Consider the following 23,722-nt stretch of genomic DNA (forward strand, 5'->3'; position numbering starts at 1 on the left):
ACAGACTCCCAAGAACGGATTTATAAGGCTGAAGCAGTGAGGCCGATTCTGGGCAATTGGCTCCAGCCTTCTTTTTTGTATCCGAGACTAGAGCTAGATATCAATCACTTCCGGTATTTCTCCAACTGTATTTGATGCTCCTCGACGTAATTGCGATAGCTATGTCCGTTGCAATAATTAAGAATGTCATCCGCAATTTCCGGGTATAGCTGAACCGAGCTCAATTCCGATAACGGCACCCATTTAACACCTGTCTGGGTAGGATCGGGACGGTCGGGGAGACGGGGAACAGATCCGTCCTTAAGCCGGCAGACGAAGGTAATGCCGACGGAATGAACATCCCCATAGATGTAGTTGTTTTTGACCGGCTGATATTCATAGACGAAGGCAACCGGGCCTACTTCGATTTCGACGGCAGCTTCTTCTCTGGCTTCCCTAATAACGGCTTCTACTAATGTTTCCCCGGGCTCTGCTCCTCCCGCCGGAAGATTGTAATGGACTCCGTCATCCTCCTCATTCCTGTACTCTACGAGCAGGATGGATTGCCCTTCAATAATTAATGCGGCGGCTCTAAGTCTGATTTTCTCCATACTTACTCCTCCATAGAATAGATTTCAGTATGTTTGGAATCACTTGACTGAATTCAGTATGACATTTCCTTTATTCTCGCGACTGAATTTGTCAGTCTTGCTATATTTAATTATTTACGCTGTTTTGTCTGGCGGGTTCGTTTGATTTCCTCCGTGACCACGAAGGCCAAATCTTCGTTGCCGAACATGGACAAAACGCCGAGCAGTGTATCATCCGGAATATCCCCGGCTTCTTCCTTGGGAACGGTCAATTCGATCGCTTGCTGAAGGGCAGGATTGGAGGACTGATCGGGATAGGCCCGCAAGTATAACTCTACCGGATCCAGATCGTGATTCACGCACCATTGAGCGAATACGAGAATCATCATTTGTTCGTCGCGCTGATAGTTCTCTATGATTTGTTCTTCCATCTCTTTGCGGCCCATTGAAAAATCCCCTTCCAGGCGGTAATATGGGTTCATTATAGCGAAAGTACAGGTGGATTCACAATGATCAAAAATGAAAAAATCAAAGCCTCCGAGGTTCAACTGACTGGAATCAGCGGCGAAGATTTGGGCATTATTGCTACATCTGAAGCTCTGGCCATCGCTAAAAAGCTGAAAGTCGATTTAGTATGCAAGTCGCTAATGAGTAGTCCACCCCATTGTCAATTGATCGGTGCGGCGGCCGCGAGGCAGGAAGCGCAGCAGGCCCGCAAACGGGAGCAAAGACTCAAGCTGAAGGAAATTCGTTTGACGCCGAAGATCGAGCAGCATGACTATGAGACCAAAAAGCAACAAGCCGAGAGATTGTTAAAAGCCGGCCACTCGGTATGGCTGGTCGTTCGTATTCAAGGCAAGGAAGGCCTGCAGGCAAAAGAGCTGCTGGAGGAATTGACGAAGGATTTAAGCTCCGTGGGACGCCGAAAGACAGGAATTCAGCTTAGCGGCAAACAGGCGGCTGTGCAGGTGGACCCGGTTTAGTGTGATGACATAGAATGGAAAGGTAATTATGGCTTGCTGAAGAGACTTACGATCAGTAAGCCATAATTAGGTCAGTGAATGTTTCGTTCACTAATCTAGTGTCATAAAAAATAGTAAATTTAATCCAATATTTTTGAAGGACAGATGCAAGGTTCACAGTAGAAATTCAGCCATGCGGCTAATCATGTAATCGTACATATAACTTCTCGAATTTGTCTTCCCAGCACGAAAAGTGTACATTTAAAGTGGGCATTTATTGCATATTGTGGGCAGTGGAAGGAAGCTTTTCTATAGGGCTGCCCAAGCCTTAATTGTTAAACAGGAAGAGGAGGAGTTGTACAATGACAACCCATTCGGTTCGTATGCTTGTTTTTATCGGCTCTTATGCGGAAGCTTCAGATAGCGGGGTGTATGTTTATTCCTTTGACGGCGCTTCCGGAGAGCTTGCTTTGCTAGATCAAGTATCAGGTCTTAAAAATCCAACCTTCTTAAATCTCGATGCCGCCCGTTTAAAGCTATATTCTATTGAAGAAACAGAAACGGAGGCCGGACGTTCGGGAGGCGCGGTTTCGTTCAGCATTGATCCGCAACAAGGGACCATTTCCAAGCTGAATCAGGCCGTGACGGTCGATTCTCCGACCTGCCATATTCAGAGAGACGCAGATGATCGTTATCTGATCGTATCCAGTTATCACGGAGGACAGGTTGGCTTGGTGTCTCTTAACGAAGACGGAACGATCGGCAAGCTGCTCGACGTGAAGCAGCACGAAGGAAATAGCGTTCATCCCGAGCGCCAGGAGCAGCCCCACCCGCACTCGGCCTTTTTCAGTCCAGATTACAAGTATGTATATATTTCTGATTTAGGCCTGGATCGCATAGTTGCCTACAGCATTGATGCTGCCCATGGAACCTTGAAGCAATGCGGGGAGACGGTCATTCATCCCGGCGCGGGACCGCGCCATCTGGCTTTCCATCCAGATGGCAAATATGCTTTTGTCATTAATGAGCTGGATTCGACGATCACCTCTTTGCGCTACGAAGCGGATAGCGGTCGATTACTGCCGTTCGAAACGGTTACGACGCTTCCTGTAGATTACAATGGCGATAATTCTTGTGCAGAAATTACAGTGTCCCGAGACGGAAATTTCTTATACGGGTCCAACCGGGGACACGACAGTATCGTTGTCTATTCCATTGACAAAAGCTCCGGAAAACTGACCCTTGTCGAACATGTATCGACGGAAGGGAAGCATCCCCGTCACTTTGCACTTACACCGGACGGAGATTTCTTGATCGCGGCTAATCGGGATACGGATAATTTGACGGTATTCCGGGTGAATCAAGATACTGGCAAGCTGACGTATACCGGTAATTCCTTCTCCGTTTCCAAGCCGGTTTGTGTGCAGATGGCTTATTTTTCGGTATAGCCCTAAGGAGACCCCATGGAATTTTCTGTACAATACTTATCTTTCTTCGTTATCATAACCGAGGAAGAAGATTCCTCGACTAATAAACGCTTCAAGCACTATCAGACAATGGACGCCGATCAATATGAGTCAAGCGAGCTTAAGCAATTTCTCGATGGGGAGTTCGCCCGGATAAGTAAGCGAAAAGTAGAAAGAAACCCCAGCTCCGATCAGGCGCCAACCAAAATCGGCCGATTTATTGTAGAGCCGGGACACGAGTTGACCAGTAATCCGAACTTTAATCTGTTCCAAAGCCTTCGTCAGGCGGGCAGCCTGGAAGAATTCCGGGGCCTTGCTGATGATATGGTGCGAATGTACATGGATACCAGTGCCGTTCGGGGAGGCGCGGTAATTGTAGCTAGCGCCAAGCTGCCGTCTTTTTTCGATGAGCCCTTTGTTTTTGTGATGAAATGTGACTTTGAGCCGAAGATTGCTCGGATTTCGGAGATCAGCCTAGTCACTCAGGTAGAAATGGCGATCAGCGCCCGCAATATCAAGTCGATTCAATATCCCTTCATGCCGGAAGACGGAATGCTCGAAGAGCAGGAGCTGAAGATTCATCAGGCGTCTCATGCACGGTATTTTGAAGACTTCCTGAAGTATGTGTCGTATGAGAAGCCAATGCCCGAAATCGTTAACGAGCAAGTGGTTCATATGGTGCAGCAGTATATGGAGCAAAAATGGGAGGAGCAGGCCTGCGAGGAAAGGCAGGAGGAGGAAGAAAAGCTGGAGGTGTGGGCGGCCAGCGACAAGCGGGAGCGGCTGCAGGAAAAGTGGGAGCATGAGCAGGTGATGGAGGCGACCTATCAGCTGGTGCAGCATAATCAGGAACTGGAGCTGAAATTCAAGCTGGATAGCGTTACCGTTAAAGGCCATCTGGCCGACTACGGAAGCAAGCTGCATCTGGCTCGCCTCGGAGACCGGTATGTCGTGCTGATTGAAGGAGAAACGTTTCAATTCGATAAAGGAGTATCGCCAATCGAGCTGCTGAAGCCGCAGGAGCTTGCCGATGTCGTTCAAAGAATCGGCACCCGGCCCTCCGTGTCTACGGAAGGACCATCGGCTGAAACGGCAGAGTGGACTTCCGATTCGTCAGGAGAAGTCACCTCCACAGAAACCTCCGAATGGATCAGTCAAGAAGAACAGTCCGGCGAAGCTTCTGGGTACTCAGAACAGGAGAGGCATTCCGGCGAAGGGCCGGAATCTGTAACACTGAGCCGAGGCGGCGATCCTCTTGAGCGGGACTGAACATCTCGCCGCCGACTTAGCGGTCAGGCTTGACGACATGGGCAACTGGCCGATTAACCAGGTAAATGCTGAGCATAATCATAACGAGCCCAAGCAGAAGCAAGGCGTGGAAGGGCTCGCGCAAGAATAGCGTGCTGGCCATAACGGAAATTAACGGCACAAGAAAAGTGCTGGCCGCCACCTTGCTGGTTTCGCCGGAACGGACCAGGACAAAATAAATGACCCATGCCGTCGAGACTCCCAGCACGGCCCCGAATAATAACCCGGAGAAATAAGGAACGTTCCACACAATCTCCGTCCAGGATTCCATAGTCGAGCCGACCCCGGTCAGCAGGAGACCGCCGATCATGCTCTGAATGGCGACCAGCCACAGAGGATCGGTGTTTCCTGCTTTTTTCTTCAAAAAAACAGAACCGATCGCCCAACTCACTGCTGTAAGCAGAGCGAGAATAACGCCGATAGTGGACAAGCCCCCGCCCAAACCATCTACGCTGATGACGGCGACTCCGGCAAAACCAAGCAGCAGCCCGATCGATTTCGGCACCGACATCGATTCGCCCAACCAGAACCAGGCCATTAAGCCAACGAGGACCGGCTGAAAATAGACGAGGGCCGAAAACAAGCCTCCGGGCATATAGGTCAGCCCGATGGTCTGCAGTCCAAAAAAAAGAAAAACATTAAAAAGCGATGAGATTAAGTATATTTTAATATTCTGCTGGAATCGGATGTTTTTCCAGCGAGGCAAAGCGAACAGCGCCAATCCCAGCCCTCCCAGAAACGTTCGCATGCCGGCAAATAATACGGGCGGTGTGTAGTTCAGAGAGATTTTATAAATAGGCCAGGAAATTCCCCAGATGAGGACAAGAACGCTAACCAAACCGATAGTTTGAATGCGGGAAAGCTGTGACATGTTGACAGGACTCCTTTGGTTGAGGTCATCGTTCAGATGGATCGAAGCTTTGGAGGCACTTTCTTCGGAATGGAAGGGACAGCCTTCATTAAGTGCCATTCATATATTATCAATCATAAGTAGATATCTGTAAACGATCTTTTCGAACCATTGTTCGGCAAGGCAGATTTTTCGAGGGAGCGTCCGTATATCGGCAAAAATATCGGGAAGCGATGAATTGAAGGATAATGTTCCGGGGCAAATGTGGAGAAAAGATGAAGAATACGCAAAAAACACGCGGGGATAAAGCTTTCAATAACCTTCCATATTTGCATTGCTTGTCCTATGTGTTAAAATGAAATTAATCGACATACAATAAAAAATGTGACCGTCAGGTGGTGGCACACCTACGGTCAACAGGCACATCGCAATTTAAGTGCGGTTGCTTATTGAAGGACAAGGAATAGACCGTCACCCTCAGCACATAAGGGCGGTCTATTTCTTTTTGTGGAACCCAAGGATCAGAACGACTAATGTAGCGAAGCTGATCATTAGTGTAAACGCTTGGTAGATTTCCACGGGCTTCACCCCCTTTCTTAGGGGATTTAGCCTCCGCACTTTAAAATCAGTCTATATGGTTAATTATACCAGATTTATGGGCACTTGGAAATGATTAATCGTACGGTTGGCCAATTGTGGACATTAACATTATGTTAAATTATATGTTGAATTCTGTTGGTTCAGACGCTTGTTTGTAGAACTTTCAGAGCGCAATGAAACTAAATGGGCCGTCTCACTTCCAAACCTCCTGATGCCAGACAAATACGTCGCCTGTGAAGCGTCTCACTAACTTCTCCACCACATAGATCTTCTTCAGTTCTGCCCTGCTCCGTGTAATCTTCTCCTGTCCCATAGTGACATTATCTCAGAACAGTTATGGGATGACATTATCACAGCACAATAACACATCCCAAAAAATGGGTTGACATATTTTTGAGGCAATGGTAACATGCAAACATAAAACCAAGTAAGCTCATGGGAATAATCGATTGGATCGTTATCCAGTGCAGTCGACCGGATCACCGGAGGCACAACCACACTTGTTACAAGGGGGGTGTCTCTTTTTTTCGTTCCATTTTACAAAACTAGAGAAACCAGAGAGAAAAAATAACGGGGAGAGGGGAGAACCCAGCTTGAGAAAACATACTACATTTTTGTTAATCATGAGCATTATCGCTTTGTGGACTCTTGCCGCTTGCTCCGGCGAACAGCAGAAGCTGTCGGGAGAGCATGCAGTCAATAGCGGCTCTGGAACGGGAGCTAAAGCACCAATTGAGCTGCTTAACGTATCCTATGACCCGACGCGAGAGCTGTACGACCAGTTCAATCAAGCCTTCAAGGAGCATTGGGAGAAGGAGACCGGGCAGACGGTGACCATCCGGCAATCCCACGGAGGCTCCGGCAAGCAGGGGCGTTCTGTTATCGACGGCCTCAAAGCGGATGTCGTTACTCTTGCGCTAGCCTATGACATTGATGAAATCCAAGCGTCCGGCTTAATTAACGAGGGCTGGCAGCAGCGCTTGGAGGATAACAGCTCGCCTTACACGTCCACCATCGTTTTTTTGGTCCGAAGCGGGAATCCGAAAAATATTAACGATTGGGATGACCTGATTCAGCCGGGAGTTTCCGTCATAACCCCCAACCCGAAGACATCAGGAGGAGCAAGATGGAACTATCTGGCAGCCTGGGGGTATGCTCTGAAAAAATATGACGGAGATGAGGCTAAGGTCAAGGAATACGTTACCGCCCTCTTCAAGAACGTTCCCGTCCTGGATTCCGGCGCCCGCGGTGCTACCACCACGTTTGTCGAGAGGGAAATCGGCGATGTTCTGATTGCTTGGGAGAATGAAGCTTTCCTGGCGATCAATGAGCTCGGCAAGGATAAATTTGAATTGGTCGTCCCTTCCATCAGCATATTGGCCGAACCGCCCGTAGCTGTTGTAGACAAAGTGGCGGATCAAAAAGGGACGAGGGAAGCAGCCGAAGCCTATTTGAAATATTTGTACTCCGAGGAGGGACAGAAGCTTGCGGCGGAGCATTATTATCGCCCGCGGTCGGAGGCGGTTGCCAAGCAATACGAGAGTCAATTTCCTCAATTGGAGCTGTTAACGGTGGATGAGCATTTTGGCGGCTGGCAGAACGCGCAGAAGGTTCATTTTGCGGATAACGGTACCTTTGATCAGCTTTATAATCCTTAAAAAGTTTTTTCGATCTTATGAGACCGGGGATGTTCTGTAAGTGATTTTATAAGATGGAGGCTTACGGGTCATCGAGTCCCAGTCTCATAGCATATTGGAGTGACGCCAGGTGAGAAGAATCAGAAAACCAAATCGTCTGCCGGGATTCGGCTTATCGATGGGCTTTACCTTGTTTTATTTAGGCATGGTCGTGCTGCTGCCGTTGTCCGCCGTATTCTTAAAAACCTTTGCGCTCAGTTGGGAGCGATTTTGGGAAATTGTGCTCGCGCCCCGCGTGCTGGCTTCTTTCCAGGTCACATTCGTGACGGCCTTTCTGGCCGCGCTGGTCAACGCGGTATTCGGACTGTTGGTCGCCTGGGTTCTAGTGAGGTATTCTTTTCCCGGCAAAAGGTTTATTGACGGTCTGGTGGATTTGCCCTTCGCCCTCCCGACCGCTGTTGCGGGGATTTCGCTAACCGCTATTTATGCAGAAAACGGTTGGGGCGGCAGCCTGCTCAAGCCATTGGGCATCCAGGTGGCGTTTACCCCGCTTGGAATTACGATAGCGCTCGTATTTATCGGGTTGCCGTTTGTCGTCCGGACGGTTCAGCCTGTGCTTGAAGAGATGGAGAAAGAAGTGGAGGAAGCGGCGGTTTCTTTGGGCGCGTATCGCTTTAGAACGTTCTGGAATGTACTGCTGCCGCAGCTTGCCCCGGCCCTGCTTACGGGCTTTGCGCTCGCATTTGCACGGGGGATCGGAGAGTATGGCTCAGTCGTCTTCATTTCCGGGAATATGCCGATGAAGACGGAAATCGCTCCGCTTCTGATCATGACCAAGCTGGAGCAATATGATTACGCGGGGGCGACCGCGGTCGCCCTGGTCATGCTGATCGTCTCCTTCCTGCTGCTGCTGTTCATCAATTTCATGCAATGGCGACTCAGCCGACGAATGGTTCGTGTTTAATACTTAAGCATCATGTTAGACGGCAAAGGGGGGAAGGACTTATGGGGAATTACGGGGCGGCGACCGCTTCGCCACGAATGCCCGCCTCACAACAACCAGGGCAGCTGAGGCACTTGACCGAAAGCCATGGCGTCAAATGGCTGCTAATTATTCTCGCTCTTATTTTTCTTGGAGTCGTACTTGTGCTGCCCTTGATATCGGTATTTGCTCAAGCATTTAAAAAAGGGGTCGAAGCTTACTTAGCTGCAGTAACGGAGCCGGATGCGCTCTCTGCCGTTCGTTTGACGCTGCTTACCGCTGTTATCGCCGTACCGCTCAACACGCTGTTTGGGGTTGCCGCGGCCTGGGCCATCACGAAATATTCATTCCGGGGCAAGAATGGGTTAATCACCTTGATTGACTTGCCGTTTGCCATCTCTCCGGTTATCTCCGGACTGATTTTCGTTCTGTTGTTCGGCTCGAGGGGAATCTTTGGACCTTATCTGGAGGAGCATAATGTACAGATTATTTATGCTTTGCCGGGAATTGTCCTCGCCACGTTGTTCGTCACTTTTCCGTTTGTGGCGAGGGAGTTGATTCCCCTCATGCAAGCTCAAGGAACGCAGGAGGAAGAGGCAGCGATGACGATGGGGGCCAAGGGGTGGCAAATTTTTTGGCGGGTCACCTTGCCCAATATCAAGTGGGGATTGCTGTACGGAATCATTCTGTGCAACGCCCGAGCGATGGGGGAATTTGGCGCGGTATCGGTCGTGTCAGGTCATATTCGCGGAGAAACCAATACGCTTCCGCTGCATGTGGAGATTTTGTATAACGAGTATCAATTTTCAGCCTCATTTGCGGCCGCATCCTTGCTGCTGCTGTTGGCACTGGTCACTCTGGCTGTGAAAAGCTGGGTGGAATGGAAGCACGGTCGCGATAAAGGAGGATAGCATCCATGCAGATTGAAGTTAGCGGGTTGAGAAAGCATTACGGCCATTTTGAGGCTTGCAAAGATGTGAGCTTCCGGATTGGCCAAGGTAATCTGATAGGGCTCTTGGGACCGAGCGGAGGAGGAAAAACGACCATTTTACGGTTGCTGGCCGGTCTGGAAATCCCTGATTCCGGGGAAATCCGCTTTGCTGGACAGCGGGTTAATGAGGTGCCCCCGCAAAAGCGGGGAATTGGCTTTGTTTTTCAAAATTATGCGCTTTTTAAACATATGACGGTGTTCGAGAACATTGCTTTCGGCCTCCATATTCAGAAGGTAAAAAAATCGGACATTCGGGAACGGGTGCTGGAATTGGTGGCGCTGACCGGATTGCAAGGAATGGAGCGCCGGTATCCCCACCAATTGTCCGGGGGCCAGCGGCAGCGGGTCGCTTTTGCCCGGGCATTGGCGCCCAAGCCCCAGTTGCTGCTGCTGGATGAGCCGTTTGCCGCAATCGACGCCAAGGTGCGCAAGGAGCTGCGTTCGTGGCTGAAGGAGATGATAAGCCGGGTCGGAGTGACGACGATCTTCGTCACTCATGATCAGGACGAAGCGGTGGAGGTGGCGGACGAAATCATTATCGTCCATCAGGGAAGATTGGAGCAGGTCGGGACGCCGATCGAGATTTATAACCGTCCAGCCAGCGCATTCGTCGCCCATTTCATAGGAGAATCCAATGTGGTTCATCGGCCGTCGGAGTTGAAAGGCTTTGCCGGTGTGCCTGAGGAGGCCCAGGCGATTGTTCGCCCCGAATTTATCGATGTCGGCCGCGGGCGGGAGTTGGCGACCCCTTCAGCCGCTGAGAAGGGCGTCGTCAAACAGGTCTATTTTCGCGGCAGCAGTTGGCTTGTGGAAGCGGAGGTCGGAAGCCAGGCCTTGTTCGCTTACCGGTCGTTGGAATCCCCTCCGCTCCATCCGGGGGATGAGGTGCTTGTGCTGATTCACCGTTTATATCTGTTCGCGGATAATCGGATGCAGACCATCGAGAATGAGCACAGGTACGATCCGATGCCTGTGCATATTTAGAAGGCGGGTAAAAAAGGAGAGGGGGAGCGGCTATGAGAAGCTATCCGATGTTCGCCAATTTGCAAGGAAAGCTCTGCGTTGTCGTGGGCGGCGGGCATGTGGCCGAGCGGAAAACAGCGTCCTTGCTGGATAGCGGTGCTCGAATCAAGCTGGTCAGCCCCCGCTGTACCGAGCAATTCGAGCGATGGGCGAGCCATCGGGACATCGAACTCATTCGCCGACGATTTGAGCCGCAAGACGTGGCGGAAGCGGCGCTTGTTCTGGCAGCTACCGATGATCCCGAGACGAATCTGCAGGTCTACCGTTCGATTGGCCCGAATCAATGGATCAACGTCGCCGATCGGCCGGATCTGTGCACTTTTACTGTGCCTGCCATTGTAGAACGGGGGAAGCTGCAGATAGCCATCGGCACAGGAGGACGCTGTCCGGGTTTGGCCAAGAAGCTGAAAGGAACAGTGGAGCGGGCGATTGGGCCCGAATATGAGGAATACGTCGATTTTGTAGGGGCGTGGAGACAGCGGATGATCCATCTAAAGCTGCCAGCGTCTTTAAAGAAGCAGCTGTTGGAGCGCTTGCTGGATGATTCACTGCTGGAGCTGACCCGCAGTGGGAAGCGGGAAGCAAGAAATCAGGCAGCGGGCAGGCTGCTGGAAGCGCACCGCTCCGCGGCGCAGAAGACAGATGCGGAGGAGGGATGACTTGAACAATACGGCTGTGCTCGTTATCGCTCACGGTTCACCTGATCCCGGATGGGTGGCGCTTGTCGACGAGACGGTGCGTCAGGCGGCCCTTCCGCTGCCAGTCGGCATCGGTTATTTGGGCGGAGTGCCGGATCGGGGCATCGCCGAGGCATTGCGTCATTTGGAGCGGACCGGTGTGCATACCGTCCTGATCGTCCCGTTATTCGTGTCGGCAGGGAGTACGCATATCAACGAAATCCGGTATATGCTCGGCCTGATCCCCGCCCCCGAAGTCGCAACGGACCTCACCCCGTTGAACGTCAACGTCCGGTTGGTATGGTCCGATCCGTTGGAGGACAGCGAGCCGGTGCAGCTTATTTGGGAAGAGCGGCTGCGGGAATTGTCCACAGAGCTTTCGCAGGAGGCGCTCTTGGTCATAGGGCACGGCAGTGGAGAGCCGGGTTTTCATGAAATTTGGGAAAATTTGCTGCAAAGCGTGAGTGATTCATTACAGCGGAAATTTCGCTTGAAAGCGGCGGCCTACGCCACGTTAAGGCCGGATACGGTGGCCGCGCAGGCGGAATCCTTGCTTTCTCGAGGCCGCCTGCTCGTGCTGCCCCTGTTTTTGAGCGAAGGCTATTTTACAAGACAAGCGATTCCTGATCGATTGGAAGGTATCAGCTACGCGTACACCGGGAGGACGTACTTGCCCCACCCGCAGGTGGCGATCTGGATCCGCCAAACGGTTGAGCAGGCACTGCAGCGGCATGCGGTCCCTCCTAATGATGCTGCTTTTGTATGCAGCACGCAGCAAAGAGAATAACGGCTATCGGAATCTTTAGGAATGGAAGAGAAACTGACTGATGAAAAAAATGGAGTGTGAATAACAATTATGACAGAAAAGCGGATTTGGAAATGGGCGGACGATCCGAACCTCAATAAGATGGAACTGACCAAGCTGGAGAAGGATGGCCTCGACGTCATTGAAACGATTATCAATAAATATTCGCTGGAGGGATGGGAATCGATTGAAGCCTCTGATATGGACCGCTTTAAATGGGCGGGAATTTATCAGCAGCGTCCGAAGGAAGGCTTCTTCATGATGCGTGTCCGGATTCCCAGCGGCATCTTGACGAACAAGCAAGCCGTTGCGCTGGCGGAAATCGCCAAGGATTACGGGCGGGATCTGATCGATGTAACGACGCGGCAGGCGATTCAGTATCATTGGCTGACGGTGGAGAGCCTGCCGGACATTTTCGAACGATTGGCCTCGGTCGGGTTGTCATCCTTCGAGGCATGTGGCGATTGTCCCCGTACCATCGTCGGCAATCCGCTCGCTGGAATCGATCCGCATGAGGTATTGGATACCCGGCCGATTGTCAAGCAGCTGGAGCAGTTCTTTTTGTTGAACCGCGACTTCTCCAATTTGCCGCGCAAGTATAAAATGTCCATCTCTGCCAATGTGCACAACACCGGACACGCGCAAATCAATGATCTGGCCTTCACTCCGGCCAAAAAAATAATCGAAGGGAAAGAGGAAATCGGTTTTCATGTATGGGTAGGCGGCGGACTGTCGACCAAGCCGCATTTGGCCGAGCAGCTTGACGTGTTCTGTCTTCCGGAAGAAGTGGTGAAGGTGGCTGCCGGAGTAACGACGATTTTCCGTGATTTCGGCTATCGCAAGAGACGAACCCATGCCCGTTTGAAATATCTCGTTGCCGATTGGGGGCCCGATAAATTCCGCGAGGAGCTTATTAAAATTACCGGGGAATTGCCAGCCCGGGGTGACGATTTGACCCAAGGGTGGAATGCCGGATATTTCTACGGCATTCACGAGCAGAAGCAATCAGGGCTGTATTATGCCGGACTTTCCGTTCCGGTTGGGCGGATGAACGCCGGCGAAATGCACGAATTGGCTCGTCTTGCCCGGGAATACGGAGATGGCACGATCGGCACCTGTAATTCTCAGAACGTGCTTATCCGTCATATCCCGGCGGACAGGATCGAAGCGTTCCGCAAGGAGCCGCTTATCGTCGATCGTTTCCGGCTGGAGCCTAATACATTCGTCGGCTATGCAATATCTTGCACCGGGATAGAATATTGCAATCTCGCTGTCGTGGAGACGAAGGAACGGATGCGGAAGCTCGCCGAGTATCTGGACGAAACCGTGGAGCTGGATACTCCGATCCGGATTCATATGGTCGGCTGTCCTAATTCCTGCGGGCAGCACCAGATTGCCGATATCGGGCTGCAGGGAGCTTTGGTGAGGACTCAGAATGGTGTGACGGATGCGTTCGACGTTCATGTGGGAGGAACGCTGGAAGGGAAGCCGCGTTTTAACACGAAGCTCAAAGCCCGGGTCGAAGTAGATCGGCTGGGACCGTTCCTGGCACAGCTTGTAGGAGTATACAAGGAAGAACGTCGGGAAAGCGAAGCGTATTGGCAATATGTAGAGCGGGTAGGGATCGAGACGATTCAGAATCAGGTCGACCGCATTCTGGCACCGGCTTAAGACGGAATCTCGCTTTTATTAGCACATACCAGGGAGGAAGGAGGAGGGAGAGATGGCGGAATCAAACTCGGAATCGTATTTGTATAAGCTTGAGGCGATTTTAGCGGATGAGCGGCAGATGACTGTAATCGTCGTTTCGTCTTCGGATGAGAAGGCCTTTGTCTATGCAGAAAACAATTTGCTGCGGCATACGGTTGCTCCGCCGGGAATTCAGTCGCTTGGCATCGTCGAGAAGAAGCCGTTGGTCAGGGATGGAGTCGGTTATACGGTGGAGACGCTGCAGTTCGATTAGTTTATAAGCTGTGGGAGAGAAAACAAAGAAAGAAGCGGAATGGGATGCTGAATGGGCTCGGGAAGAGGTGGAAGGATGAAGTTTGGAAAAGTGTATTTTGTCGGAGCGGGTCCGGGAGACCCGGGGCTGATTGCTGTTAAAGGCGTAACGGCGCTGCAGGAAGCAGACGTTGTTGTCTATGACCGGCTGGCGTCCCCCCAGTTGTTGAAGTATGCGAAGCCGGACGCTCGTTATCTGTATTGCGGCAAAGAACCGGGAGCTCATTCCATGGCACAGGATGAGATTAACGAAATCCTGGTTCGCGAGGCGATGCGCGGCCATATTGTCGTCCGCTTGAAGGGCGGCGATCCGAGCATCTTCGGCCGTGTAGGGGAAGAGGCGCAGGCGTGTGCCAAACGGCAAATTCCGTTTGAGATCGTTCCCGGCGTCACGTCAGGCATTGCCGCCGCTTCGTATGCCGGCATTCCGCTCACTTACCGGGAGATTAGCTCTAATGCGGCCTTTGTGACCGGACATCGATGTGCAGGGAGCGAGGAGAAAGAGACGAATTGGCAGGCGGCCGCCGGCTTTGACACTCTCGTCGTCTATATGGGAGTCAAGAACCTGCCCTATATTCGGCAGCGACTTCTTGAAGGCGGTAAACCGCCGGCGACTCCGGCCGCATTGGTGCGCTGGGGAACGACGGGAGATCAGCGGACATTGACCGGTACGCTCGATGACATAGCCGCGAAGGCCAAGGAAGCGAAATTGGAAGCCCCGGCCATCTTGGTCGTTGGGGAAGTCGTCCGCTTAAGCGAAGCGCTCGGCTGGTACGAGCGGAAGCCGTTATTCGGCCGCAAGCTGCTGTTGTTTCCGTCTTTGCAGCCCGCTCGGGACGATGCGCGCCTTCTGGAGCAATGGGGGGCCGAAACGGCGGAAGCCGCCATCCTGCCCGAGCCCTCCGTTATGGCGGAGCGTCTGCTTGTAGAGATCGCCGCTTATGACTGGATCATCTTCGCGGATGCCTGGGAAGTGAAGCTCTTCTTCGCCGCATTGCAAGCGGTCCGACGGGATATTCGCAGCATTCGGGCCCGCGTCGTCGCGCTCGATGAAGGAGCGGAAGCTGAGCTTGCGGCGAGAGCGATTGCCGTCGATTACAGCTTGGCTGCGGATCGAAGCGAATGGACCGGAGAGGTGCGTCCCGGTGTCCTGGGGCGGCGGATTGGCGTTCACCAAGGGGCCAGGCTGCTTATGCTGACCCCGGAATATGCCGGAATTAACATTCCCTATACAGAGGGAGGGGCTCATTGGCTGTTGACCGGCATGTACACCCCGAAGGTGCGGGCCACCGGATATTTGGCGGAGCTACTGCAAGGAAGGGGCTTCGATACGCTGTGGATCGGGGATATTCGCGCATTGTATGCGCTGCAGGAACTGGCTAATCGGGAGGAACTTTTGGGCAACGAATTGCGCCGCATATCCGAACTGGTTTGTGTCGGGGAACGAACAGCGGCGAAAGCGAAGGCTTTCGGCTGGCAGGTATCCCGCGTCATCCGGGATGGGGTATTCCTGGAAGCGGACGCGAAGGAGTGGCTGAGCGCCATTCCGGGAGGCCGCGTTTCTTGACTGCCATGCCATCGGTCATGTGCTGCTGCGACGTACTTCGGAAAGAGACAACTTGGGGATCGTCCGCCGTTGGTACAGCTTTACTCTTTTACGCTGTCTGACCGGATGATAAGTGGGGAAAAAGGAGGGAGCTTTAATGTCTGACAAGTCGATGAGATATGAAGCTTTAACGGAGGAGCAGTATCGTGCGATTAATGCCAGGCTGGGAAGTCTGGATACGCTGGAGGTGCTTAAATGGGCCTATGGGCAATTCGGGGATAAGCTTGTATATGCTTGCAGCTTTGGGGTGGAGGGAATCGTGTTGATTGATTTGATCAGCAAAGTGCGCCCGGACGCCAAAATCATTTTCCTCGACACACACGTTCACTTTAAGGAAACCTACGAACTCATCGTTCGGGTGCAAAACCGATATCCGGCTTTGCAAATCGAGTTTATCGAGCCGAATCTGACCTTGACCGGTCAGGCGGCGATCTATGGGGATGAACTGTGGAAAAGCAACCCTAACCTGTGCTGCCAAATGCGCAAGGTGGAGCCTTTGGCGCAGGCGCTGAGTGGAGCGGACGCCTGGATGTCGGGACTGCGCCGGGAGCAGTCTCCTACGCGGGCCCATGTTCAGTATTTCAATAAAGACGACAAGTTTCGTTCCATCAAAATTTGTCCGCTTATCCACTGGACGTGGGACGATATATGGGAATACGTTCATGCCCACAATTTGACCTATAATGAGCTGCATGATCGAGGTTACCCCAGCATTGGCTGCGAGACATGCACCCGCCCGGTGGCGGGAATCGACAGCTCACGGGCCGGAAGATGGGCAGGCAGCGGCAAGACCGAATGCGGTCTTCATCAATAGAGCAGGAAAAAAGAGATGGCGGAGGAGATGAACACAATGAGCATTAACAGACCTCATGGCGGAACACTTGTAAACCGTATAGATTTGAATGCCGATTATACAACACTGCATCAAGAAATAGAGTTGGACAATACCGCATTGTCCGATTTGGAGCTAATTGCCAACGGAGCTTATAGTCCGCTGGCCGGATTTATGGGAGAGGCGGATTATCAGTCAGTCGTCCGGAATATGCGTCTGGCGGGCGGGGACATCTGGAGCTTGCCGATCACGTTACCGGTTACGGAGGAGACAGCCGAGCGGTTAAACCTAGGCGATCCAGTCAAGTTGGTGCAGAACGGGGTCGTCTACGGTGTGATAGAAGTGGAGGAGAAATACCGGACCGACAAAAAACTGGAAGCGGAGCTAGTCTACCGGACAACCGATTCGGCCCATCCGGGAGTTAAAAATTTACTGGAGCGACCTGACGTCTACGTAGGCGGCCCTATAAAGCTCGTTAATCGGCCGGATAAAGGAACCTTCGCCGATTATTACCTGGACCCGGCGGAGACCCGGAGCTTGTTCGCGCAGCGAGGTTGGACATCGGTGGTCGGTTTCCAGACCCGTAATCCGGTACACCGGGCGCATGAATATATTCAAAAATCAGCGCTGGAAATCGTTGACGGGCTTTTTTTGAACCCGCTGGTCGGGGAGACCAAAGCGGATGATATTCCGGCGGAGGTTCGCATGGAGAGCTATCATGCGCTGCTGCAATCGTATTATCCGGAGGATCGCGTCTTCCTGGCAGTCTTCCCGGCTGCCATGCGCTATGCCGGACCGAGGGAAGCGGTTTTTCATGCATTGGTCCGTAAAAATTTCGGCTGCACCCATTTTATTGTCGGCCGCGATCATGCCGGAGTCGGAAACTACTATGGCACCTACGATGCGCAGCGGATCTTCGGTCAATTTACGGAGGAGGAGCTGGGAATAGTGCTGCTTTTCTTTGAAAATAGCTTCTACTGTAATAAATGCGGAAACATGGCGTCGACCAAAACCTGCCCGCATGCTGCCCAGGATCGTGTCGCTTTGTCGGGAACGAAGGTTAGGGAAATGCTGAGCAGGGGGGAAGCCCCGCCGCCGGAATTCAGCCGCAAAGAGGTCGTCGACGTTCTGATTCGCGGACTGAGGGAGAAATCTGCGGATCACCGTGACTCGGTTGCCTCCATTTAGCCCGCAGCAATGATTAGATCGTCAGTTTTTGAATAGGGGAGGGAAGAGATGTTGAAATCATCCGCGGCAAATCATATTATTTGGCACTCCGCGACGGTAACGAAACCGGACCGCCACCGTTTGAACCGGCATAAAAGCTGTGTGTTATGGTTTACCGGGTTATCGGGGTCGGGCAAGTCCACTCTGGCCAATGCGGTACAAAAGCGGCTTCACGAGTTAGAAAAAAGAACCTACGTGCTGGATGGAGACAATATCCGCCATGGTTTAAGCAAAGGATTAGGCTTTAGCCCGGAGGACCGCAAGGAAAATATTCGCAGAATAGGCGAGGTTTCCAAATTGTTCGTAGATGCGGGAATCATTACGCTGACCGCCTTTATTTCACCCTATAGAGAAGATCGCGATATGGCCCGTCAACTGCTCGATCCGGATGAATTTATAGAAATTTATGTCAAATGTCCGCTGGAGGAATGTGAGCGTCGCGATCCGAAAGGACTTTATCAAAAAGCAAGAAACGGTGAAATTCCCGAATTTACCGGAATTTCCTCTCCTTATGAGGAGCCGCAATATCCTGATTTGGTTATCGATAGCGGGCAGCTCACGATTGAGCAATCGGTAGAGAAAGTCGTTCAATACTTATATGCGATATCGGCTATATGAGCTTTCTATCCTATGGCAGAGCGTTTTATAAGCATTGAAATTGTCAAAAAGCGCTTAAGGGGTAGGTTAAACGAAGCAAATATGATAGAATATAACCCAATTTTCCAACGGGGGTGAGCGAAAATTTTCGTTTATGATTGGGTTATGTCGCAGTCAGACTGGATCGATTGGCTGTATGCACTTGGGATCCTGCTGCTGTTTCTGTTGTTTCGCAAAGTTTTTACTTCCTACCTCTTCGCGCTGCTGTTGCGTTGGTTCAAGAGGTCGAAAGGCCTCACCAATGGCTTGCTGTCTTTTGAGAAACCGCTGCGGTCTTTTTTTGTAGTGCTGGGTGTTTTTTGGGCGCTTCATCTTATATTGCCGGATCATTGGCCGTACTTTTCGGTATTGAACAAACTATACCGGAACGTCGTTATAATTTTAGTCGGTTGGGGATTTTACAATCTTTCCGCGAAATCCTCGAATCTGTTTGCCGGTCTCAGCTCCAGACTCGGTTTGGACGAATCGAGCATGCTCATTCCTTTTTTATCCAAAATTCTACGTTTTATAGTTGTTGTTTTAGTCATAACTATGATCATTTCGGAGTGGGGCTACAGTATTAACGGCTTGGTGGCGGGACTTGGCCTGGGGAGTCTGGCGATCGCGATGGCTGCGAAGGATACGCTCAGCAACTTTTTGGCGGGGATTATTATCATTACGGAAAAGCCTTTTTCTAAAGGGGATTGGATTCTCACTCCCGATATAGAAGGAGTTGTAGAGGACATTACATTCCGCAGCTCCAAAATTCGTACCTTCGCCAACGCGCTTGTGACAGTACCGAACGCAACATTGGCTGACCGTCCGATTACTAATTGGAGCCGCATGGGGAAGCGGCGGATTACGTTTACTCTTGGAGTAGCGCTGGACTCTGACCGACCCTCGCTGCAGAGGGCCGTCTCCAGAATAGAGCGGAGGCTTCGTGAGGATGAGGCCATTCATCAAGAGACGATTATGGTTCATTTTACCGATTTCAATGAAAGCAGCCTGGGGATCTACTTCTATTTGTTTACCAAATCGACGGTCTGGGCGGAACATCTGCAGATTCGTCAGGACGTCAACTTTATGATTATGGAAGTGCTCGAGGAGGAGGGAGTGGCCTTGGCCCTGCCAAGCCAGCGATTGTTTGTCGAATCCGCCTCAGGCCCCGGAAGACGTCGGCTTGCTGACGAGACATAGAGAGCATGAAAGAGCCTCCATACCCAGAATAACTGGAATGGAGGCTCTTTCTTGGTGACGCATTATTGCTTATTCATAAGGGCTTCTATATTCGAAATGATGTCGTCAACGGACGTTTCTTCTTCTTCATATCCGCTTTCCACCGTAAATTCGGCATCCGGTGTTAGGGAAACCTGATTAGGGATAACCAGTTGACCGGTCTCCTGAACATAATCGTCGACAATGTCTTCGGCTCTAATCGTTCCGATATAGAACCAATCCTCATAGAGCTCACCGAATTTGTCTAAAAACCAATCGCTCGTATAGCGGCTGAAGCTGCCGAACAGGCTGTACAAATCACCAACGGTGTTATATCTTGTATTGCCTGCATCATCGACCCACTCGATGATTTCATTCAAGTCTACCTCTCTTATTTCATGCATTTGCGTAGAGAGAATAGTGCCGTTGATTTTATAGTAAATTTCGACCAGGTCTTCATATTCGTGACCTTTCAGCAGCTGCCATCCCGCCATATCTCCTGTCGCGGGTACATGGGATAATGGGCGCTTGGCATCGGGATACCATTCTTTATAAACCTCGAACGGAATTTCATGCTGGGGCACAGTACCAATATAAGCTGTGGAGGTCGGTCCATAGAATTGAACATCCATTTCGAGAATTTCCGCTACGGCCCGGATTGGCGCGTAGGTCGTTCCATTGTACACAATATTGCTGGTATCGACCGTTTCTCCATGAACTTTAATAGTGATATTATCGAAGACGACCGGAATGGTCTGTACTCCCTTGTTCTCCATAACGGTATCTTCGTCGGAAGCAGAGGCCGCCTCTTTCTCAGCGGCACCGATCACTTCATCCGGGACTTCGCCGGCGGGAAGCATTCCGATATAAGCTGTTCTCGTTTCATCATAATAAATAACGCCCCAATCCAGCATTTCGGCAAGATTTCTAATGGGAACGTAAGTGGTGCCATCATATAAGAGGTTGTTGCTCATGGCAAGCTCGCCGTTAACCTTGACCTGAATCTGGTTAAATCCGACCTCGATCGTTGTGGAGTCGGCAGCCAGCGCAGCATTGGGCAGCAGCAGCAATACGGCCAGCACTAAAGTGACTAATCTTGTTTTCATTAAGCTGTTCTTCTCCTTTATGTATAGGTATGATTACCAGATTATAGCATGTCTAGTTCTAAAGCATCAATAGAATTGTGACTAAAGGCGTAAATTTAATAGTTTAAAACGAAATAAAGGTCAAAACCTAGAAAATTCTGATCATAACTGTCCATCGCGAAAACTGAAACCTGTTCACAACGAGTGTGTTATCGGTTTGGTAAATTGCAGGGAACCGATCCGATACGTTAACTGCGTGCGCCTTATTTTACAAAAGAGTCTGTGTTTGGAGGAGGATGGCGTGCTATAATAGGGTGCGAGCCATCAGAAAGACGGATTGGAGTCGTGCCCAAATGCAAGCAACGATTGAACAATGGATCGAATGGCTTCTAGAAGTAACCCAATTGGAAGGCTATTCGATTCTGTTGATTACCGCACCGTTGGCCGTCATTCAAGGATTTTTTGGATTTTTTCCGTTTGCTACATTAATTGTGCTGCATCTCACAGCATTTGGATTGGGCCAGGGCCTGCTGGCGAGTTGGATGGTCGGGACCCTTGCTTCTGTCGTCGTTTTTTCAGTGTGCCGCTACTTCTTCTTCGATTGGTTTAATCGCCGCTGGGGAAAAAAATTGCAAAAATATGAGAAATGGCAGTATTATATGGACACCTACGGAGTCTGGGTCATTATTTTTTTGCGGACGCTGCCTATTATGCCTAACAACCTCATTTCTTTCATGTCCGCGATATCTCCGATCAAGCTTTCGGCTTATTTATGGTCGTCATTGATAGGGAACCTGTCTCATATTTGGCTAGTTGGCCTCATCGGTTCTTCCATTGTCATGCCCGAGCTGGATGTTAAGAAGCATTTATTGTTCTATGCGAAGTTCTGTCTTGTTTTAATTATTATTTTTATTGCCCGACATTATAAAAGCTTCCGAAAACGCCGAGGCACGATGTAGGCTGATGGATTCTGCTGTCCTATCGGTTGTCTGGTCATATTCTTGTTCCTGCACGTGCTGTTCGGGCGTTTGTTTTTTCGGATTGCCGCGGTCTCCAGCCCCTTCCTCCTCTTCCTTCTTTAGTTGCTAATCCTCTCTGAATAAAATTTCAAGTATAGATCCATCCGCCGGGAACTCGATAACCTATCGTAGTGCGGGGCATATCCTGCCGTAGTTCGGGAATTTGCGAATTAAATCACCGGACACCTGGAATTTCATGACCGGAAGTCGTGGTACAATGCTAGAAGATCATGGTACAATATAGCCGAATCACAGCATATATTGCCGGATGGGGCCTTGACCATCCAGAGAACAGGAGTTGTATGAATGAGCGCTCGTAAAATTGGGGAACCGATCGAAGCGGTCCATGTCTGGACAGCGGCTTACGGACAAGAGCAAGGTCAGGATCGGATCTACGCTGTATCCTCAGGTCAGCCTTGTGTTTTATTTGTTGTAGACCCTCATACTGGAGATTGCCTGGGGCGCCATCTATTAGATGGAGCTAATCATAGCTGGGGGGTGGTCGCCACCGAAACCGGCGTATATGTCGGGGGAGACGGGAATTTGTACCGTTATACTCCGGAGCAGGGTGTTGTTAATCTGGGAAATGCCATCCCGGGAGAGCACTATACATGGAGGATTGCCGCGGATGACCAGGGGAGAGTCTATGGGGGCTGTTATCCGGGGGGGAAAGTGTATCAATACAATCCTTCCAGCGGAACATTTCGCGACTATGGACAAATTGTCGAGGGAGAGCAGTATACCCGCTGCATGAAGGCACTCGGCGACAAGCTATACATTGGCGTCGGAACTAAAAAACCGCATTTAATGGAGCTGCACACCGAAACAGGAGAGGCCAGGGAGATTCCTCTTCCTGCCGAATGGCAGAATGAGCAGTTGGTTTATGATCTGGACATCGCCTATCCTCATTTGTTTGTTCGGATTACTCCTTCCAATGTGCTGCTTGTTTACGATATGCAGTCCGGGGAATGGACCGATAGTATTAAAGGAGTGGCGGGCCTGTCTGTTTCGACGGCCGGCGAGGATGGGCGTGTATATTTTGTTAAGGACGGACAGCTTCATGCCTATGATCCGCTAGCGCTGGAGTTGACGGTTACTTCGCTGTCATTATCCGAGCCTGCCTCTGATTTCGGATGGCTGGAGTGGAAGGATGCGGAGTTCCCCGGCCTGAGCCTGGTGAGCGTCAAAAGGGACGGAAGCTATTGGATCTATCATCCGCCAACCGACCGATACCTAACGAAGCATCCGAAATTGCTGGGCCGCCCGATCACTATTCAATCCATCGCCCAAGGGCCGGATGGGCGGATCAACGTCGGCGGGTATTTTGCCGGAGGCTTTGCCAGCTATGATCCGGCAACCGGAGAGTGGGAAGCCCATAGAGAAATAGGCCAGATCGAGAATATGATTGCCTTTGGCGATAAAATGTATTTGGGTGTCTACACCTCGGCGAATATTTTCTGCTACGATCCGAAGGAGCCCTGGAAGCCTGACCTTAACCCGAAGCTGTTATTTTCGCTGAGCGGGGAAGAGCAGGATCGTCCATTCGCATTTGCGGCAGCAGGAGATGAGGTCGCGATTGGAACGGTGTCCTCTTACGGGCGCCTGAGGGGAGCCTTGTCCTTATACCATCCGAAGGAGGACCGTCTGGAGGTTTATCGGAATATTGTCGAAGCCCAAAGTATTATATCGCTGGCTTATGATGACGGGATGATCTTTGCCGGAAGCTCCATATGGGGCGGGCTTGGCATCGTCCCGGAGCGGTCGGAAGCCTGTCTTGTTATGTGGGACACGACTAGCAGACAGAAAGTATGGGAAGGAATCCCGGTGCCGGGGGAAAAGGCGATTTCCGCGCTGGCCTTGGATCGCGACGGCTTCCTCTGGGGACTAACCGCAGGAACTCTATTCCAGTTTGATCCCGTGAGTAAGCAAGTGCTTCAGACGAAGGAACTGTTCCCTTATGATTGGAGTGCAGTTCCTCATTATTGGAGAGGAGGATATCTTCACTATCATTCCGATCATTATTTTGTCGGCTCCACGCTGGGACGACTGTTCCGTTACGACCTTTCCTCGCACAAGCTGGAGATTCTCGACGATAACGCCTTCCTGCTGGCCTGTGATCGGAACGGAGATTATTATTTCGCCCGCGATACCGAGGTTTATAAATATGAGTGGCCGGAAGAATAATTCCTTGGCTTCCAAATAAAGAAAAGCCCGTTGAATGGATTGGTTCA

General features: G+C 51.1%; 22 protein-coding genes and 1 pseudogene. 18 read left to right on the forward strand and 5 right to left on the reverse strand.

The annotated features are described in order from the left end of the window. Positions 1-104: 104 nt before the first annotated feature. Both KJS69_RS21750 and KJS69_RS21755 read right to left on the reverse strand, forming a co-directional pair. A complete protein-coding gene (locus KJS69_RS21750) occupies positions 105-590 on the reverse strand; it encodes an NUDIX domain-containing protein (protein WP_213585894.1) in 486 nt (161 codons plus the stop codon). A gap of 110 nt (positions 591-700) precedes the next feature. Beyond that, positions 701-1,015, reverse strand: coding sequence for a hypothetical protein (locus KJS69_RS21755; RefSeq protein WP_213585895.1), 315 nt, complete (start codon positions 1,013-1,015; stop codon positions 701-703). 63 nt (positions 1,016-1,078) lie between these two features. Here KJS69_RS21755 and infC point away from each other — a divergent pair, with 63 nt between their 5' ends. The 3 genes and pseudogenes from infC to KJS69_RS21770 form a co-directional block, all read left to right on the forward strand. Then, positions 1,079-1,552: a translation initiation factor IF-3 gene (infC, locus tag KJS69_RS21760; protein WP_213585896.1), complete on the forward strand. Its 474-nt coding sequence runs from the start codon at positions 1,079-1,081 to the stop codon at positions 1,550-1,552. A 341-nt stretch (positions 1,553-1,893) separates the two neighbouring features. Continuing rightward, positions 1,894-2,979, forward strand: a complete 1,086-nt coding sequence (locus tag KJS69_RS21765) for a lactonase family protein (RefSeq protein ID WP_213585897.1) — start codon at positions 1,894-1,896, stop codon at positions 2,977-2,979. Positions 2,980-2,994: 15 nt separating this feature from the next. After that, positions 2,995-4,086: pseudogene (locus KJS69_RS21770) on the forward strand (DUF3900 domain-containing protein); the annotation flags it as partial. Between the two features lie 196 nt (positions 4,087-4,282). On the opposite strand, the gene KJS69_RS21775 reads toward KJS69_RS21770, so the two are convergent. Both KJS69_RS21775 and KJS69_RS30310 read right to left on the reverse strand, forming a co-directional pair. Further along, positions 4,283-5,176, reverse strand: coding sequence for a DMT family transporter (locus KJS69_RS21775; protein ID WP_213585899.1), 894 nt, complete (start codon positions 5,174-5,176; stop codon positions 4,283-4,285). Positions 5,177-5,650: 474 nt separating this feature from the next. Continuing rightward, complete coding sequence (locus KJS69_RS30310; protein WP_374706694.1) at positions 5,651-5,773, reverse strand: putative holin-like toxin; 123 nt, start codon at positions 5,771-5,773, stop codon at positions 5,651-5,653. A gap of 605 nt (positions 5,774-6,378) precedes the next feature. Here KJS69_RS30310 and KJS69_RS21780 point away from each other — a divergent pair. The 13 genes from KJS69_RS21780 to KJS69_RS21840 all read left to right on the forward strand — a co-directional run bounded on the left by KJS69_RS21780 (position 6,379) and on the right by KJS69_RS21840 (position 19,369). Beyond that, positions 6,379-7,413 carry a sulfate ABC transporter substrate-binding protein gene (locus KJS69_RS21780; protein ID WP_213586016.1) on the forward strand — a complete coding sequence of 345 codons (1,035 nt, stop codon included), beginning with the start codon at positions 6,379-6,381 and terminating at the stop codon, positions 7,411-7,413. 157 nt (positions 7,414-7,570) lie between these two features. Next, positions 7,571-8,356, forward strand: a complete 786-nt coding sequence (cysT, locus tag KJS69_RS21785) for a sulfate ABC transporter permease subunit CysT (protein ID WP_249730661.1) — start codon at positions 7,571-7,573, stop codon at positions 8,354-8,356. A gap of 77 nt (positions 8,357-8,433) precedes the next feature. After that, positions 8,434-9,285 (forward strand): sulfate ABC transporter permease subunit CysW, encoded by an 852-nt coding sequence (gene cysW, locus KJS69_RS21790; protein WP_213586017.1) that lies wholly within the window; start codon positions 8,434-8,436, stop codon positions 9,283-9,285. Between the two features lie 5 nt (positions 9,286-9,290). Continuing rightward, on the forward strand, positions 9,291-10,349 hold the full coding sequence (locus KJS69_RS21795; protein WP_213585901.1) for an ABC transporter ATP-binding protein: 1,059 nt from the start codon (positions 9,291-9,293) through the stop codon (positions 10,347-10,349). Positions 10,350-10,381: 32 nt separating this feature from the next. Next, positions 10,382-11,047, forward strand: a complete 666-nt coding sequence (locus tag KJS69_RS21800; protein WP_213585902.1) for a precorrin-2 dehydrogenase/sirohydrochlorin ferrochelatase family protein — start codon at positions 10,382-10,384, stop codon at positions 11,045-11,047. Position 11,048: 1 nt separating this feature from the next. Further along, positions 11,049-11,852 carry a sirohydrochlorin chelatase gene (locus KJS69_RS21805; protein WP_213585903.1) on the forward strand — a complete coding sequence of 268 codons (804 nt, stop codon included), beginning with the start codon at positions 11,049-11,051 and terminating at the stop codon, positions 11,850-11,852. A 69-nt stretch (positions 11,853-11,921) separates the two neighbouring features. Further along, on the forward strand, positions 11,922-13,541 hold the full coding sequence (locus KJS69_RS21810) for a nitrite/sulfite reductase (protein WP_213585904.1): 1,620 nt from the start codon (positions 11,922-11,924) through the stop codon (positions 13,539-13,541). Positions 13,542-13,593: 52 nt separating this feature from the next. Beyond that, positions 13,594-13,833 carry a DUF3906 family protein gene (locus KJS69_RS21815; protein WP_213585905.1) on the forward strand — a complete coding sequence of 80 codons (240 nt, stop codon included), beginning with the start codon at positions 13,594-13,596 and terminating at the stop codon, positions 13,831-13,833. A gap of 75 nt (positions 13,834-13,908) precedes the next feature. Further along, positions 13,909-15,438 (forward strand): uroporphyrinogen-III C-methyltransferase, encoded by a 1,530-nt coding sequence (cobA, locus tag KJS69_RS21820; protein ID WP_213585906.1) that lies wholly within the window; start codon positions 13,909-13,911, stop codon positions 15,436-15,438. A gap of 151 nt (positions 15,439-15,589) precedes the next feature. Next, a complete protein-coding gene (locus KJS69_RS21825) occupies positions 15,590-16,291 on the forward strand; it encodes a phosphoadenylyl-sulfate reductase (protein ID WP_213586018.1) in 702 nt (233 codons plus the stop codon). A gap of 36 nt (positions 16,292-16,327) precedes the next feature. Further along, complete coding sequence (gene sat, locus KJS69_RS21830; protein ID WP_213585907.1) at positions 16,328-17,497, forward strand: sulfate adenylyltransferase; 1,170 nt, start codon at positions 16,328-16,330, stop codon at positions 17,495-17,497. Positions 17,498-17,545: 48 nt separating this feature from the next. Then, on the forward strand, positions 17,546-18,154 hold the full coding sequence (gene cysC, locus KJS69_RS21835; protein ID WP_213585908.1) for an adenylyl-sulfate kinase: 609 nt from the start codon (positions 17,546-17,548) through the stop codon (positions 18,152-18,154). A 144-nt stretch (positions 18,155-18,298) separates the two neighbouring features. Beyond that, positions 18,299-19,369, forward strand: a complete 1,071-nt coding sequence (locus tag KJS69_RS21840) for a mechanosensitive ion channel family protein (RefSeq protein ID WP_213585909.1) — start codon at positions 18,299-18,301, stop codon at positions 19,367-19,369. A gap of 62 nt (positions 19,370-19,431) precedes the next feature. Here the strand turns inward: KJS69_RS21840 and KJS69_RS21845 are convergent, their stop codons facing one another. Next, entirely contained in the window at positions 19,432-20,493 is a 1,062-nt protein-coding gene (locus tag KJS69_RS21845) for a stalk domain-containing protein (protein ID WP_213585910.1), read from the reverse strand. Positions 20,494-20,825: 332 nt separating this feature from the next. Here KJS69_RS21845 and KJS69_RS21850 point away from each other — a divergent pair, with 332 nt between their 5' ends. Both KJS69_RS21850 and KJS69_RS21855 read left to right on the forward strand, forming a co-directional pair. After that, positions 20,826-21,431: a TVP38/TMEM64 family protein gene (locus tag KJS69_RS21850; protein ID WP_213585911.1), complete on the forward strand. Its 606-nt coding sequence runs from the start codon at positions 20,826-20,828 to the stop codon at positions 21,429-21,431. A gap of 366 nt (positions 21,432-21,797) precedes the next feature. After that, positions 21,798-23,675 carry a PQQ-binding-like beta-propeller repeat protein gene (locus tag KJS69_RS21855; RefSeq protein WP_213585912.1) on the forward strand — a complete coding sequence of 626 codons (1,878 nt, stop codon included), beginning with the start codon at positions 21,798-21,800 and terminating at the stop codon, positions 23,673-23,675. The last annotated feature ends 47 nt before the right edge of the window (positions 23,676-23,722 follow it).

It is taken from the genome of Paenibacillus sp. J2TS4, from assembly GCF_018403245.1.
Lineage (GTDB): Bacteria > Bacillota > Bacilli > Paenibacillales > NBRC-103111 > Paenibacillus_L.